Annotated in this window: 13 protein-coding genes; 7 read left to right on the forward strand and 6 right to left on the reverse strand. The window is 64.3% G+C overall.

From position 1 onward, the window contains the following. Positions 1–44: 44 nt before the first annotated feature. Positions 45–1850 (reverse strand): M28 family metallopeptidase, encoded by a 1806-nt coding sequence (locus tag ABDK11_RS07360; RefSeq protein WP_346839643.1) that lies wholly within the window; start codon positions 1848–1850, stop codon positions 45–47. A gap of 156 nt (positions 1851–2006) precedes the next feature. Continuing rightward, the gene (locus ABDK11_RS07365; RefSeq protein ID WP_346839644.1) at positions 2007–3128 is read right to left on the reverse strand and encodes a M14-type cytosolic carboxypeptidase; all 1122 of its coding nucleotides are present in this window, start codon (positions 3126–3128) and stop codon (positions 2007–2009) included. 544 nt (positions 3129–3672) lie between these two features. Between ABDK11_RS07365 and ABDK11_RS07370 the strand changes: the two genes are divergently transcribed. Further along, entirely contained in the window at positions 3673–4167 is a 495-nt protein-coding gene (locus ABDK11_RS07370) for a hypothetical protein (protein WP_346839645.1), read from the forward strand. 123 nt (positions 4168–4290) lie between these two features. Here the strand turns inward: ABDK11_RS07370 and ABDK11_RS07375 are convergent, their stop codons facing one another. Continuing rightward, entirely contained in the window at positions 4291–5703 is a 1413-nt protein-coding gene (locus tag ABDK11_RS07375; RefSeq protein ID WP_346839646.1) for a helicase HerA-like domain-containing protein, read from the reverse strand. Between the two features lie 101 nt (positions 5704–5804). Then, positions 5805–6797: an AraC family transcriptional regulator ligand-binding domain-containing protein gene (locus ABDK11_RS07380; protein WP_346839647.1), complete on the reverse strand. Its 993-nt coding sequence runs from the start codon at positions 6795–6797 to the stop codon at positions 5805–5807. Positions 6798–6903: 106 nt separating this feature from the next. Here ABDK11_RS07380 and ABDK11_RS07385 point away from each other — a divergent pair, with 106 nt between their 5' ends. Genes ABDK11_RS07385 through ABDK11_RS07400 form a run of 4 tightly spaced genes read left to right on the forward strand, consistent with a single transcriptional unit; the run spans position 6904 to position 11020 of the window. Next, the gene (locus tag ABDK11_RS07385; RefSeq protein WP_346839648.1) at positions 6904–8259 is read left to right on the forward strand and encodes an NAD(P)-binding domain-containing protein; all 1356 of its coding nucleotides are present in this window, start codon (positions 6904–6906) and stop codon (positions 8257–8259) included. Beyond that, entirely contained in the window at positions 8259–9203 is a 945-nt protein-coding gene (locus ABDK11_RS07390) for a bile acid:sodium symporter family protein (protein WP_346839649.1), read from the forward strand. The genes ABDK11_RS07385 and ABDK11_RS07390 overlap by 1 nt, the downstream gene beginning before the upstream one ends. Positions 9204–9215: 12 nt before the next feature. Further along, positions 9216–10199 (forward strand): SDR family oxidoreductase, encoded by a 984-nt coding sequence (locus ABDK11_RS07395; RefSeq protein WP_346839650.1) that lies wholly within the window; start codon positions 9216–9218, stop codon positions 10197–10199. Further along, on the forward strand, positions 10196–11020 hold the full coding sequence (locus ABDK11_RS07400; protein WP_346839651.1) for an SDR family NAD(P)-dependent oxidoreductase: 825 nt from the start codon (positions 10196–10198) through the stop codon (positions 11018–11020). Before ABDK11_RS07395 ends, ABDK11_RS07400 begins: the two co-directional genes overlap by 4 nt. A gap of 217 nt (positions 11021–11237) precedes the next feature. Here the strand turns inward: ABDK11_RS07400 and ABDK11_RS07405 are convergent, their stop codons facing one another. After that, the gene (locus ABDK11_RS07405; RefSeq protein ID WP_346839652.1) at positions 11238–11831 is read right to left on the reverse strand and encodes a LysE family translocator; all 594 of its coding nucleotides are present in this window, start codon (positions 11829–11831) and stop codon (positions 11238–11240) included. A 64-nt stretch (positions 11832–11895) separates the two neighbouring features. Between ABDK11_RS07405 and ABDK11_RS07410 the strand changes: the two genes are divergently transcribed. Both ABDK11_RS07410 and ABDK11_RS07415 read left to right on the forward strand, forming a co-directional pair. Beyond that, on the forward strand, positions 11896–12666 hold the full coding sequence (locus ABDK11_RS07410; RefSeq protein WP_346839653.1) for a TatD family hydrolase: 771 nt from the start codon (positions 11896–11898) through the stop codon (positions 12664–12666). Then, complete coding sequence (locus tag ABDK11_RS07415; protein WP_346839654.1) at positions 12663–14339, forward strand: aminotransferase class V-fold PLP-dependent enzyme; 1677 nt, start codon at positions 12663–12665, stop codon at positions 14337–14339. Before ABDK11_RS07410 ends, ABDK11_RS07415 begins: the two co-directional genes overlap by 4 nt. On the opposite strand, the gene ABDK11_RS07420 is transcribed toward ABDK11_RS07415, so the two are convergent. Next, positions 14325–15536 carry an acyltransferase family protein gene (locus ABDK11_RS07420; protein ID WP_346839655.1) on the reverse strand — a complete coding sequence of 404 codons (1212 nt, stop codon included), beginning with the start codon at positions 15534–15536 and terminating at the stop codon, positions 14325–14327. The two genes, ABDK11_RS07415 and ABDK11_RS07420, sit on opposite strands and share 15 nt — an antisense overlap. Positions 15537–15570: the final 34 nt, after the last annotated feature.

Below are 15570 nucleotides of genomic sequence, written 5' to 3' on the forward strand. Positions count from 1 at the left end.
CGGGAGCGGCGCTTGACCGCTCCCGCAGGGCAAAACAACAACGATTATTTGCGCTGGTCGGCGCTCTTGTCGCGAATTGCGCGGAATTCGTTGCCCTCATACCAGTTGGGCCAGTCGTGGCTGTTGGCCAACTTCAGACCCACTTCCAGGCCGATCTGCAGATCCATTGCTGCACCTTTCAGGTTCCAGTTGGGGTCGTATTCGTCTGACGGCTTGTGGTAGTCGTGTGCGGTGTAGTTCTCTTTCTGCTGCTCGCCCCAGGCGCGGCCGTGGGCGTAGCTGTCACTGCCGGATTCGAAATACAGCATCGGCACCCCTTGCTTGGCCAGGCTGAAGTGATCCGAGCGATAGAAGGCGCCGCGCTCTGGATGTGCTTCCGGCGCCAGGTACTGGCCGCGGCGGGTGGCGGCGTTATCCAGCATCTTCTCCAGTTCGCTGTTGCCATAGCCCACCACGACGATGTCGCGCATCGGGCCGTAGACGCCGAGGGCATCAAAGTTGACGCCACCGACGGTCTTGGCCAGCGGGATCACCGGGTTTTCCGCGTAGTACTTGGAACCGAGCAGGCCGGACTCCTCCGCGGTAACGGCAATAAACAGCATGCTGCGGTCGGGCTTCTGCGGCAGTTCCATTACCTGGTGGGCCATGGCCAGCAGGCCGGCGGCGCCGGTGGCGTTGTCGACCGCACCATTGAAGATATGGTCCTTGCCCTCGCTGTTTTTGTTCACACCCAGGTGATCCCAGTGCGCGGTAAACAGCACGGCTTCATCCGGGTACTTCTTGCCCTCCACCTTGGCCACCACGTTGCGCGATTTGGATCTGCGCACACTGTTGGTCAGCTTTACGCTGGCGGTGAGGCCCATGGGCTTGGGCTTGAAGCCGCGGGACTTGGCTGCGTCCATTTGCTTCTGCAGGTCGAGGCCGGCAGCGGCGAACATTTCGTCGGCGGCATCGCCGGTTACCCAGCCTTCCACCGCTACGCGGTCGAGGTTCTTGTTTTTCGCTGCGAGGCTGATCTGGGCGCCGGACCAGCTGCCGCTGACCACTTCCCACGGATAACCGGCGGCACCGGTTTCGTGAATGATGATCGCGCCGGCAGCCCCCTGGCGCGCGGCCTCTTCGTACTTGTAGCTCCAGCGACCGTAGTAGGTCATGGCGTTGCCGTTGAACAGCGATTTGTCCTGGGTGGCGTAGCCGGGGTCGTTGACCAGGATCACTGCAGTCTTGCCCTTCATGTCCAGGCCGGCGTAGTCGTTCCAGTTATTTTCCGGCGACACAATGCCGTAGCCGACGAACACCAGCTCGCTGTCGTTCAGCGCGGAGCTGTCGGTCTGGCGCTGGGTGAAGGTCACCATTTCGGTGAGCGGTTGCAGTTGGCGGTCATAATCCCGGCCCTTGATTTCCAGCGGCGTGGACTTGATCTGCATTTCCACCACCGGAACCTGCTGGAACCAGCTGGGCTTGCCGTTGGCGTCGACGGCACCGGGCTGCAGGCCCAGCGCCTGGAACTGATCGGCCAGGTAGTTGACGGTTAGATCCTCGCCCTTGGTGGCCGGTGCGCGGCCCTCGAACTTGTCCGAGGCCAGGACCTTGATGTTCTTGTGCAGGTCCGCGGCCATCTGGTCCACCTGCGCCTGTTCGGCGTCGGTGAGCTGCGGTTTGCTGGCTTGCGCGGTATCCGCCGCGGCCATATTCGCGGGTTGGGTTTTGCTGGCGGTCTGTGTGGATTCGCTCGAGGTTGCAGCATTGTTGTCCGCGCCCGGCGTGCCGGTGTCTTGGCCGCAGGCGCCCAGCGCACCGCTGACCGCGAGCACCAGGCCGAGGCGGCGCCACAGAGTTGGGATTCGCATAAATATTCCCTGTGAGTGTTATTTTTGAACACCGTAAGGTAACAAAAAGCGCGCCGGCCGCCGAGGTATTCTGTGCTGAATTAGTGCGCTTGTGCAGGAAAATAATTTTTGCGCTGACGGTGCAGGAGCGGCCAATGGCCGCTCCTGCACGGGGGATCAGAGGCTGTTCAGCGCCTCGCGAATGGGCAGGAAAATATCTCGCGCCAGCTGCTGGCAGCGCGCCGGCGACCAGCCCTCGATCGGGTCGGATAGGTTGTCGTTGTCCTTGAACGGCATCTCGAGGGTCAGTGCCAGGGTGCGGAACTGGTGGCCGCACCAGTTGGTGCCGACCGTCATATTGGCCTCGCCGGGCTTGTCCAGATCGTAGCCGCGCTCGGTCTGGAAGTCCGGGCTGGCGGCGACGAACGCGCGCTTGAAGGTCTCCTCCAGTTGCGCGTGGCGCTCGTCGTAACCGGGCACGCCCTCGCAGGCGGCGACAAAGTTGAATGGCAGCGCCTCGTCGCCGTGGATATCGAGAAAGATATCGCCACCGGTCTCCAGCATTTTCTGGCGCACCAGGAACACCTCCGGGCTGCGTTCCATGCTCGGCTCCTGCCACTCCCGATTCAGGTTGGCGCCGGTGGCATTGGTGCGCAGGTGGCCGCGCACACTGCCGTCGGGGTTCATATTGGGCACGACGTGGAACACCGTGTCGGTGAGCAGGCTGCGGGCGGAGGGGTTGGCCTCGTCGAGCAGCGCCTCGAGGAAGCCCTCGACAAACCATTCGGCCATGGTCTCGCCGGGGTGCTGGCGGGCGATCATCCATACGCGGTGCTTGGCCGCGTCTGCGTCTCCGATGGTAAGCAGCGACATATCGCGGCCGTCGAGGGTCTGGCCGAGGGTCTCCAGCTGTACCCGGTCGTCGCCCTGCGCCCAGGCCAGCAGGTCGAGGTGGCGCTCCCAGGAGTAGGGCGCGAAGTAGGCCAGGTAGATGGCGGGGCGGTCCAGCTCCACGGTGAAGTCGAGGGTCTCGCCGTCGTATTCGGCCGGCAGGCGGAACCAGTTGTGGCGATCGTAGGATGCGCACACGCGGTAGTTCTCCCAGCCCTCCGGGTAGGCGGCCTTGCCGGCGTTGGTGATACGCAGCGGATAGCTCTGGCCCGCTTCGCCCTCGAGGCGGAAGTGGAACCACTGATAGAAATCGGAGTTGTTGTCGCGGCGGATCGCCAGTTGCACTGGCTGCGAATTGGCGTCGATCACTTCAATATTGCCGCTGTCGAAAGCGCTGGTGATATGCATGGATGGGCTCCAGTCAGTTGAACGCGGGCAGGATACAGGGATAGTGGGGAATTTTCAGTTGGGCCATTGTCGACGCCGGCCGCATTCGTTACCAGCAATAAAAAAGCACGGCGTCCTGGGGACACCGTGCTTTTGCCAATCCTTGGCGGCACCTGCTGCGATTACTGCTCCTTGAAATTTCTGGTGTTCGATGCCTGGCGACTGCTCACTGCCCGGTCCGATCTGTGGTGCGTAATCCGCACCTCCAGAAATTGTGTACTGCTCCATTTCTACTCGCAGCGGGTGCTGTTCAAAGTTTAGGCACAGTGTCAGAAATGTGAGACCGCCGCGCACGACATTGGCGTTTATTTGACCAAGTCTGCAGTGGCAGATCGATGTGACCTGCGGGTCCGGATGCTGGTTTGAGACTTGCGACACAAAGGCTCTGCGTGGCGCCACTTCCTGCGCCGCTGCGCTTTCGGTAAGCTTAGCGGCCGGTTTGTGCGGAGCATCCGCGCGCACGCTTTTCAGCCAGAAACAGACTAGAACAGCCTAGAGAGAGACCATGAACAGAACCGTCAAGCGCGGCATCGCCGCCAGCTGCCTGCTCGTATTCCTGATGAACCTGACCGCCTGCGGTTATTTCCTTTACCCCGAGCGCAAGGGCCAGACTGGCGGGCGCGTCGATCCGGCGGTAGTGATCCTCGATGGCGCCGCGCTGCTGTTCGGTATTCTGCCGGGTGTCGTGGCCTTCGCCGTAGACTTCACCACCGGCACCGTCTACCTGCCGTCTGGCGGCCGCTCCGCGGTTGACCGCCACGTGACGGCGATCGACAGCAATCTGATCGATACCAAGGGCGCCGAGCAGGTTGTGGACCAGCAGGGCCAGGCCTGGCTGAAGCTGCCGCTGGAGAAAGTGGCTGCCAACGGCAATCTGGACAAGCTGAGCGCGACCCTGTCCCACGCCACCGGCCATCAGGTCGCGGCGCAGGATATTGTGTGGGTGCAAGATATGGCTGCCCTGCGTATGGCGTCGGCGGAAAATACCGCCGCCCGCTAAGCGCGTGGAGCAGTGATCCGCGGTTCGCAGTGCCCGCTTCCGGGTGCTGCGGTCGCCGGCCCCGGCATACGACGTGCCGGGGCTGGATCTGTTTCGAGCCGGCCGTTCGCGCTGGCCGAGCCGTCAGCGGCGCCTGCCACTGAGCGCACCGAGTAGTCCCCGCACCAATTCCCTTCCCAGCTGGCGGCCGAAGCTGTTGGCCATCTTGCCCAATGCGCGATCGAATTCCGAGGTGGTGTCAGCGCGCCTGCTGGTACTGTGTTCCGTTGCCGTGGGCGGCATGTTGCGGCGGCGCTGCTGCAGCTGTTCGTAGGCCGATTCACGATCCAGAGACTGGCGGTATTTCGCCGCCAGCGCACTGTCCTGAAGCAGCTGCTGTCGCTCGCTGGCCGACAGCGGCGCCAGCCGGCTGGCCGGAGGCTGGATCAGCACGCGCTGCACCGGCTGTGGTACGCCGTCGCCGTCGAGGCAGGACACCAGCGCTTCACCCACCGCCAGCTGGCCGATGACCGCTGCAGTATCGAAGGCGGGATTGGCGCGAAAGCTCTGCGCCGCGGCTTTCACAGCGCGCTGTTCCGACGGGGTATAGGCGCGCAGCGCGTGCTGGATGCGGTTGCCCATCTGCGCGAGGATGTCCGCGGGGATGTCCAGCGGGTTCTGGGTGATAAAAAACAGGCCCACGCCGCGGGAGCGGATCAGTTTGACGATCTGTGTCACCTTTGCCAGCAGGCCTTTCGGCAGCCCGTCGAACAACAGGTGGGCCTCGTCGACGCACAGGGCGAATTTCAACACACCGCCGGACTCCGGCAGATTCTCGTAGAGTTCCGCCAGTAGCCATAGCAGCAGGGTGCCGTACACCCGCGGCTGCAGCCGGCTGGCGTCGAGCAGGTGAATCTGCGCGCGACCGAGCAGGTCGTCAATCGCCAGCGCCGGTTCGCCGAACAGGGCTGCGACACCATCGCGCTCGGCGGCCAGCGATTTGCGCTTGATGGCGCCGAGGCTGGCGGGGGAAATGTTGCCATAGGTGGTCGCCAGTTCCCGGCGCTCGGCGCCGGCGAAGTCCAGCAGCGCCTGCAGATCCTTCCAGTCGAGCAGCAGTAGGCCCTGTTCGTCGGCCAGCTTGAACAGCAGCTGCAGCAGGCCGGCCTGGTTGTCGTTGAGTTGCAGCATCTGCGCCAGCAGGTCGGGGCCGAGTTCGCTGATGGTCGTGCGCAGGCCAAGCGCCTCGGGGCCCCACAGGGTGACCGGGTTGGCGCGGTAGTAGCGGTCATCGAGCCCCAGCTCGGTCAGCCGTTCGCGCACTTTGGGGCTGTCGCCGCCGGCGGCGGCGAGGCCGCTCAGGTCGCCTTTGAAGTCGGTGACGAACACCGGCAGGCCGCGGCGGTTGAGCTGCTCGGCCAGCAGTCGCAGGGTCACTGTCTTACCGGTGCCGGTGGCACCGCAGATAATGCCGTGGCGGTCGATCATGGCCGGCAGCAACTGGGCGGCGGTGCCGCCAGCGTCGCCGGCCGGGATTCCGAGGGTAACGGGGTCCATAGGCGGCCGTTCAGTTTCCGTGCAGATTCCGGCGATGGCGGAATGGGGAGCCTGTCCCGGGAAAGTACACAGATAACTGTAGACCGGCCCGCCGCCCGGGTTCAGTCGGCGGTGGCCTTGAAGGATCGTGGCGAGCACCCGGTCCAGCGGCGGAAGGCCTTGCCAAAGGCGCTCTCGTCACAGTAGCCGAGTGCAGCGGCGATCTCGGCGTTGTTCTGGTCGCCACGGCGCAGCCATTGGCGCGCATAGTGGCTGCGTACCTCGTCCTGAATATTGCGGAAGCTGGCATTTTCCTCGCCGAGCTTGCGCCCCAGGTGGCGAGGGCTGATGCACAAGCGGCTGGCCACCTGTTCGCGGGTCAGCTGTGGTTCCTGTTGCAGCAGGTGCGAGACCTGCAGCTGCAGGCTCTTGTTGGTCAGCGCGCGCAACAGGGCATCGGCTTCCGGCTTGAGGCGCGCCATTACCTGCTGGTCGGCGGCCACCAGCGGAATGTCCAGGTCCTGCGGGCGCAGGCGGATGGCGGATATCGGCGCGTTGAACTGCACCGTGGTCTGCAGCTGTTGCTGGTACTGCTGCTGCACTGCCAGCGACGGCGCGGGGTAGGCCAGCTGCACGCTCTGCGCGCGGAACGGGTGGCCGGTCATGCTGCGGGTCTGTGCCAGGCAGGCGGACAGTACCGTCTCCACCCGCAGTCGCGCGCAGCGCAGGTAGTTGGGCTGGTAGCACAGGTCCACGTGATGGCCGCCGCGGCGCAACTCGAACTGGCCGCCTTCGCCCACCAGCGGGTGGTAGATCAGCAGCTGTTCGATGGCGGCACCGAGGGTTTTCTGGGTCATCAGCAGGTAGCCCACCAGGCCCATCTGGCTGCTGTGCATGGCCTGGCCCAGGCGGATACCGAGCAACGGGTCGGGGTAGGCGGCCTCGAGCGTCGTCCACAGCTGTTCCTGTACACCGATGGGCACGCGCTTGCTTTCGTCGATAGCGGACAGGATCGATTGGGCGGCGGTGGGGATTGGCAGTTCCAGGCTTTGCAGGGCGGCGGTTAGGGCGCGGGTGTAGTTGAGGGTGACGCTTCTGCAGTCCGTCGATTTCACTATTGTTGTCCGAAAATAACCACTGACTGCCCGATTATGACAATCTGCCCCGGGCTTGTCACGGTATATTGCCTGCATCGCAATCCAGCGTGGAGAATAACTGACAATGAAACCCTACGCGGTCATCGGCGCCGGCCCCATGGGCCTGTGCACCCTGCGCAACCTGCACAAGCACGGCATTCCCTGTGTCGGCTTTGAAATCCACAGTGATGTGGGCGGCCTGTGGGATATCGACAGCCCCACCAGCACCATGTACGAATCGGCACATTTGATCTCGTCGAAAAAAATGACCGAGTTCGCCGAATTTCCGATGCCCGGGCACGTGGCGCCCTTTCCGCACCACCGCGAGCTGCGCGACTACTTCCGCGCCTATGCGCGCGAGTTTGGCCTCTACGATCTGTACGAATTCAATACCGAGGTGGTGCACTGTGAGCGCGTCGGCGACGAGTGGCAGATCGTTACCCGCCTAGTGTCCGGGGACCGGAAGGGCGAGGAGCAGGTGCGTCTGTTCGGCGGCCTGCTGATCGCCAACGGCACCCTGCATCACCCCAATCGCCCGCAGCTGCCGGGATACTTCGCCGGCGAAGTGCTGCACTCCAGCGAGTACCGCGATCCGGCCATCTTCGACGGCAAGCGCGTGCTGCTGGTGGGGTGCGGCAACAGCGGCGCGGACATCGCCGTGGATGCGGCGCACCGCGCCAAGAGCGTGGATATCAGCCTGCGCCGCGGCTACTACTTCCTGCCCAAGTTTATCGGCGGCAAGCCCACCGATGCGGTGGGGGGCAAGATCAAGCTGCCGCGCTTTGTCCAGCAGCGCATCAGTGCCGCGCTGAGCCGCTTTATGCTCGGCCGGCCAAGCCAGTACGGGCTGCCGGAGCCGGACTACAAGATGTTCGAATCCCACCCGGTGATCAATTCGCTGATCCTGCACCATATCGGCCATGGCGATATCCAGCCGCAGGGCGATATCGCCAGTATCGACGGCCACACGGTGACCTTCAGGGACGGCCGCCGCGGCGACTACGACATGATCCTGCTGGCCACCGGCTACAAGCTGCACTATCCGTTTATCGACGATGCGCAGCTGAACTGGCAGGGCTATGCACCGCGCCTGTACCTGAATGTGTTCCACCCGCAGTACGACAACCTGTTCCTGATGGGCATGGTGGAGGCCGCCGGGCTCGGCTGGGAGGGACGCAATGAACAGGCGGAACTGGTGGCGCTGTATATCCGCCAGCTGTCCTTCGGCGCCGACTCGGCGCGCCGCTTTAAAACGCTCAAGCACGAGCGGGCCGCGGTGCGCGCCGACGGCGGCATGCAGTACCTGCAGCTGGAGCGTATGGCCTACTACGTGCATAAAGACACCTACCTGAAGGCACTGCGCGGTCACGCCGCAGACTTGCGACGCGATCTGGCTCCGCGGGATACTGGCGCATTCGTCAACAGTGCGGGAGCAGCCTAGTGGATCACAGCCTCGACCTGGCCAGCCAGTTCCAGATGTCGCCGGTGGCGCTGCTGGCGCTGAACGCGGTGCTGGCCTTCATGATGTTTGGCGTGTCGCTGGGCCTGCGCCCGGCGGATTTCCGCGCGGTGCTGAAGCGGCCGCTGGCGCCGGTGACCGGCCTGGTGGCGCAGTTCCTGCTGCTGCCGGCACTGACCTGCGCGGTGACCACCTGGCTGCGGATTGAGCCGGGCCTGGCGCTGGGTATGATCCTGGTGGCCTGCTGCCCCGGCGGTACCTTCTCCAACGTCATGACCTGGATCGGCCGCGCCAATGTGGCCACCTCGGTGAGCATGACCGCGGTCTCCAGCCTGGCGGCGGTGGTGCTGACGCCGTTCAATTTCGCCCTCTACGGCCACCTGAACCCCTACACCCGCGAGATGCTGCAGGCCATCCACCTGCCGGCGCAGAATATGGTGCTGCTGGTGGTGCTGGTGCTGGCGCTGCCGATGTTTGCCGGCATGGTGATCGGCGCGCGCTTCCCGGGCTTTGTCGAGCGCAGCGAGCGCTACTTCCGCGGCGGCTCGCTGCTGGTGTTCCTGCTGTTTGTGGTCATCTCTTTCAGCAAGCACTGGCACACTGCGGTGCAGATTGCCGGCTCGGTGCTGCTGCTGGTGATTGCACACAACGCGCTGGCGTTTCTGATCGGCAATGCCAGCGGGCGCCTGATGCGCCTGCCGCTGGCGGATCGCCGTGCGGTGACCATGGAAGTGGGTATCCAGAATTCCGGCCTGGCCCTGGCGATACTGTTCACTTTTTACCCGAGCGCCGGCGCGATGCTGGTGGTGGCCGGATTCTGGGGCGTGTGGCACCTGGTTTCTGGTCTTGCGCTGGCGGGTTACTGGAATTTCAGCAATAAGAAATGGGAGCGGGCAGAGAAGCTGCAAGGCAACCCGCAAACCTGACAAGCAGGCACTATGAGTAATAACAAAGTATTGATTACCGGCGCCGCCGGCTACATAGGGCACCAGCTGGGCGAACTGCTGGCACAGGAAATGCCGGTGGTGGGCGTAGATGTGCGCTCGCGCCCGGCGGCCTTCCCGATCTTCTCCATGGATATCTGCGACACCGCCCTGGGCGAACTGCTGCGCGCCGAGGGGGTGACCCACGTGGTGCACCTGGCCTCGGTGATGGCTGCGGGCCGCAATCGCGAGCTCGAGTACCGCGTCGACGTGGAGGGTACCGAGAATGTGCTGAAGGCGTGTCTGTACGCCGGCGTCAGGCACATCACCATTACCAGCAGCGGCGCCGCCTACGGCTATCACGCCGACAACCCGCGCTGGCTCGAGGAACATCACCGCCTGCGCGGCAATCCGGAATTCGGCTACTCCGACAACAAGCGCCTGGTCGAGGAGATGCTCGCGGCCTACCGCAAGCAGCACCCGCAACTCGAGCAACTGATTTTCCGCCCCTGTTCGATTATCGGCGCCACCACCAACAGCAAGATCAGCGCGCTGTTTTCGGGGCGTGCGATTCTCGATCCGGGCGGCCACAATTCCCCGTTCGTGTTTGTCTGGGACAAAGACGTCGTGCGCGCAATTCAGTACGGTGTGCAGCGCAGCGCCAGCGGCATCTACAACCTGGCCGGCGACGGTGCGCTGACCCCGGCAGAGATCGCCCGCCTGCTGGGCAAGCCGCTGCGCAAGCCGCCGGTGTGGCTGGTGAAAACGCTGCTCGCGATCGGTTACGCGCTGCGCCTGAGCGACACGCAGCCGGGGCAGGTGATGTTTCTGCAGTACCGCCCGGTACTGTCGAACCGGCGCCTGAAAGAGGAACTGGGCTTCGTACCGGAGAAGAGTTCTGCCGAGGCCTTCGCCTTTTTTGCCCGCGAGGCACTGGGGGTGGCGGTAGAGCTGGCTGAGCGCGAGCAGTCCGGGGAAGTGGCGGAGCCGGTGGCATGAGTAAAACGGAAAAAATCTATGTGGTCACCGGTGCTGCCGGTGGCCTCGGCTGGGCCACCGTCGAGGCGCTGGTGGCACGGCAGCGGGCGCGCTTTGCGCTGGTGGATCTGGATCGCACTGCGCTGGAAACGCGCGCGGCAGCGCTGCGCGAGCGCGGTGTTGCTGCCGATGTGTTTGTCGCCGATCTGTCCGATGAAGCTGCGGTAGCGGAACTGGTCTCGTCGTTGCGCGCCCGCTATACACGCGTGGACCTGCTGGTCAACAATGCCGGGATCACCCACCGCAGCCTGTCCACCCAGACCAGCAATGCGGTGATCCGCCGCGTGATGGCGGTGGATTACCACGCGCCGGTGGAATTGGCGCAGGGCCTGATGGCGGAACTGCGCGAAGCGTCTGGCTGTGTGGTCAATATCAGCTCCATGGCCGGCTGGATGCCGGTGCTGGGCCGCGCCGGCTACTGCGCGGCGAAGAGTGCGCTGCACCAGTATTTCGAGACGTTTCGCGAAGAGGTGCGCGACGAGGGCGTGCGCGTATTGATGGTGTACCCGAGTTTTGTCGCCACCAATATCGACCGCAATGCACTGTCCGGCGACGGCGGTCGCGCGCAGCACAAGCAGAGCACCATTGGCCAGGTGCGCAGCGCGGCGTGGATGGCGGAACAGATCGTCGACGCCCTGGCGCGCGGTGAAGAGCGGCTGTTTCCGCGGGACAAGTCCCTGCTCGGCGCCTACCTGTACAAACTGGCGCCGAAGCTGTTTCTGAAACAGATGGTAAAAAACTTTCGCGTCGAGCTGGAAGTGGCTCGGCAGGCCAATGGCTGAGGCTGCCTGAAAGCCGCGCCGCCGACACAATGTCTGCGAGTTCAGGCTTGAGTGGCAGCACTGCTACCGGGGGCAACCTTGTGAGACACGCTGTTGACCCATCCATGGGGGCTCTGCACCGCCATCCATGGCGGTGAAGGTCTCACAAGGTTGCCCCCGGTAGCACTGCCTTCGCGGAAACGGCAGCTTATCTGATTGCCTGCTGGAGTGGGCAGCGTCAGTCTACGACCATTGGCACCACGCTTGCGGCCAGCAGTAGCCCCATGGCGATATTGAAGCGGCGCAGCTGCTTGGGCTCGTTGAGGAAGCGCTTGAGGCCGACGCCGAACAGCATCCACACGATCACGCACGGGCCGCCGACGGCGATAAACGCCAGCGCGATGCGCGCCACATCCGCCCACATGGCGCTGCCGGCACCGGTAAAGGCCGCCAGGGCTCCCACCGCCATGATCCACCCCTTCGGATTGACCCACTGAAACGCCACCGCCTGCAAAAAGGTGAAGGGCTTGCTGCGCTCGGCATTGCCGATTTCGCGGGTGATGGCGATCGCCCACGCCAGGTACAGCAGGTAGGCGATCCCCACCCAGCGGATCACCTCGTGCAGCAGCGGGAACTGCTGGAACAGGGTGCCGAGCCCCAGACCGATAGCGACGATCATCGCCGGAAAGCCCAGCAGGATCCCCAGCAGGTGCTGCAGCGAGCGGGCGACGCCGTAGTTCAGCCCCGAGGACATGATCATCAGGTTGTTGGGGCCGGGCGTGATACTGGTGGAGAAGGTAAACAGCACAATCGGCAGCAGGGTTTCTAGCACGCTATCCTCGGGGTCTGGGTCTCTCGGGGCGTGATAAGATGCGGCCAATCGCGGAGAATCACAAGTGCATTTCATCGACAGCCACTGCCATTTCGACTTCGACGCCTTCGCCGCAGACCGCGACACCGTGTGGCAGCAGTGCCGCGATGCGGGTGTGGCGCAGATCGTCATTCCTGGGGTCAGCACCGAGCAGTGGCCGTCGCTGCTCGCGCTGGTAGCGGGGCAGCCGCGCTGGCACGCCGCCATCGGTGTACACCCGTGGTGGGTGGCGTCTCTGCGGATGGAGCCGCAGCAACTGCACGCCTTGATTGTCGAGCGCGCCGCGGCAGGAAGCTTTATTGCGGTGGGGGAGTGCGGGTTGGACGCTGCCGCCCAGGCACCACTGGAGCGGCAGCTGCCGGTGTTCGAGGCCCAGGTGCGCGCCGTCTGCGATCTGAACTTGCCGCTGATCGTGCACACGCACAAGGCGCACAATGAAGTCCTGCGGCTGTTGAAAAAATGGCGTCCACCGCGCGGCGGCGTGATCCATGCGTTCAGTGGTAGTGAACAGATGGCCGCGGACTACTGGGCGCTGGGATTCTATCTGGGGATCGGCGGCACCATCACTTACGAGCGTGCCGCCAAGACCCGCCGCGCCGTGGCCGCCGCGCCACTGGAGTCGCTGCTGCTGGAATCCGATGCACCGGATATGCCGCTGGCCGGCCGTCAGGGGCAGCGCAACAGTCCCGAGTTTTTGCCGGAAACCGCGGCAGTGCTGGCGCAACTGCGCGACCAGCCGCTGCAGGAAATCGCGCGGCACACCTGCCGCAATACAGAATTGCTGTTTGGTTTATGAGTCAGTCCGAATTTTCAGTCAGCGCATTCAAGCACCAGTTTCCGTTGTTTGCCGAACCGGAAAACCTCCAGCTGGTGTATCTCGACAACGCCGCCACCACGCAGAAACCGGCGGTGGTGATCGAGGCGATCGTCGATTTCTACCGCCACAGTAACGCCAATACCCACCGCTCCAGCCACCGCCTGGCACGGCGCGCTACCGAGATGGTCGAGCGGGTGCGCGCCGCCGCGGCGCACTTTGTCAACGCGCCGAGTCCGCGCGAAATCGTCTTCTGCCGCGGTGCCACCGAGGCGCTGAACCTGCTCGCCAACAGCATGTGCCAAGGTCTGCAGCGCGGTGATGAAATCGTGCTGTCGACCGCCGAGCACCACGCCAACCTGGTGCCGTGGCAGATGATGGCGGAACGTTATGGATTGCAGTTGCGCTATGTGCCGGATGTGGCCGGTGTGCCGGAATTCGACCGCCTGCACGAGGTGCTGGATGCGCGCACCAGAATCGTCTCGCTCACCGGCGGCTCCAACGCGCTGGGGCTGCGGCCGGATTTTGCCGATATCCGCCGGCAGCTCGATACGGCGCGGCAGCAATTGAACAGCGAACTCCGCTGGGTGGTCGACGGCGCGCAGCTGGCCGCGCACGAGACCGTGGATGTGCAGGCGATTGGCTGCGACTTCCTGGTGTGTTCGGCGCACAAATTTTACGGGCCCACCGGCATCGGCCTGCTGTTCGGGCGCGAAGACCTGCTCGCCGCGATGCCACCCTGGCAGGGCGGGGGGGAAATGATCGCCGCGGTGGATCTCTACCACAGCCGCTACGCGGAGTTGCCGCACAAGTTCGAGGCGGGCACCTCGTCACTCGCCGCCATCGCCGGTCTCGGCGCCGCACTGGATTTTCTCGCCGTTCAGGACCGCGCCGCCATGGCGCGCCACGAACAGGGTCTGCTGCAGCGATTGCACAGCGGCATCGCCGCGCTGGGTCAGCTGCGATTGCTGAGCCAGCCGCAGCACAACCTGGGGGTGCTGGCGTTTGCGCCGGAGCAGGGTAGCGCCGCCGACCTGGCGCACTGGCTCGACGGGCGCGACATTGCCGTGCGTGTCGGTCACCACTGTGCCCAGCCGCTGATGCATGCGGCGGGCGAGAGCGCCACGGTGCGCGCCTCGGTGGCCGCTTACAATACGGTCGAGGATGTGGAGACTTTTCTCGATGCGCTGCGCGCGTATCTCACTCTCGATCTGTCGGCGACGCCGGCGGTACAGGGGGCGGCGCTTGAATGGCAGTCCGATGATCTGTCGGCGCTGCAGCTCGAGCGCCTCGCCGCGCAGCGCAACTGGCAGGACCGCTACCGCGAGCTGATGCGCTGGGGCAAGGCGATCGCCGACAAGCCGGCGATCCGCCGCGACAGTAACCTGGTGCGCGGTTGCGAATCGGCGGCCTGGCTGGTGCATCGGGAGAACGAGGGCCGCCATTACTTCGCCCTAGACAGCGACAGCCGGGTGGTCAAGGGCCTGGGGGCGCTGTTACTGAGCCAGGTCGATGGCAAAACCGCAGCCGAGATTCGCGCGCTGGATATCGCCGGCATGTTCACCGATCTGGGCCTGGCCCAGCATCTGAGTGAATCCCGCAGCAACGGTTTTTACGCGCTGCTGCAGCGCACCCGGTCCTCAATCGGCGATTAGCTTCTGTTCGCCAGCGGCATTTGCGGTTACTGCCGGCAACGGTTTGAGCCCGAACAGTGGCCGCAACAGCGGAGTGCGGCGGATAACCAGCTCGTGCAGCAACAGGCAACCACCGACTGTGGCCGTCAGGAGCAGCAGCGGTTCCAGCACCGGTCCCAGGTTGCGCTGGGCCAGGTAATAGCCCGCGGTGACGGTGATGCTCTGATGCAGAATGTACCAGGGGAAGACGGCCTCGTTGGCATAGGGCAGCCAGCGGAACGGGCGGTTCAGCAACTGGTGTCCCCATGCCAGCACGGCAAGTATCCAGCACCAGCGATTGGCGTAGGTCACCAGCGCGGCGATAACCGACTGTGCGGGAAGGCGGTTATCCGGCAGCACCCGGTCGAATATCAGCAGCAAGGCAAACAGCAGTGGCGACAACAGCAGCAGGTGCCAGCGCATACCGGCAAGTGTGCGCCACACGGCGCTGCTACCGGCAAACCCATAGCCGAGCATAAAAAAGGTGAAGAACTGGGCGTGCGCATACCAGTCGCCCGCCAGTGCGTGATTGATGCCGCCGAAACGCGGATATAGCACCAGGCCATACAGCATCAGCGCCGGCAGCGGCAGCAGTATCAGGGCCCAGCCGTTCAGGCGCGCCAATCGGGCCAGCAGTTTTTCCTCCCGTGGCCGCAGCCACAGTGCCAGCGGAATCAGCGCCAGCGTGTAGCAGATCAGGTAGGGCAAATACCACAGGTGATTCCAGGTGATGCCGTAGGTGCTGCCGGTGAAGGCACCCGTCGGCCAGGGGCGAAAGCTCAGGTAGTGGGCGAGGAACTGCGTATAGCCCGGCGCGATGGCGCCGTTGGCGAGCGCCTCGACGTAGGCCTGCGGTGGCACCACTACCAGCATACCGAACAGCAGTGGCAGCAACAGTCGCCACAGTCGCTGCCCGGCAAACCGGGCCGCGCTCAGTTTGCGGAACAGGAACCAGCTGGCGGCGCCGGAGATCAGGAACAGCAGTGGCATGCGCCACTGGTTGACCAGCAGCATCAGCAGCTGCAGTCGTTCGCTGCTGTGGCTGCTCTTCACGTGCCAGCCCCAGTCGGCGACATAGAACATGCCCAGGTGGTAGAGAATCAGCAGGCCGAAGGCCAGTACGCGGATAGCGTCGATATCGTAGCGGCGGCGCAGTATAGTCGGGTCGGTGTTTTCCATGGTTCTCATTCCGGTTGTTTTCTCGCCATGCTGA

Origin of the sequence: Microbulbifer sp. SAOS-129_SWC (assembly GCF_039696035.1) — a bacterium.
Classification (GTDB): Bacteria; Pseudomonadota; Gammaproteobacteria; order Pseudomonadales; family Cellvibrionaceae; genus Microbulbifer.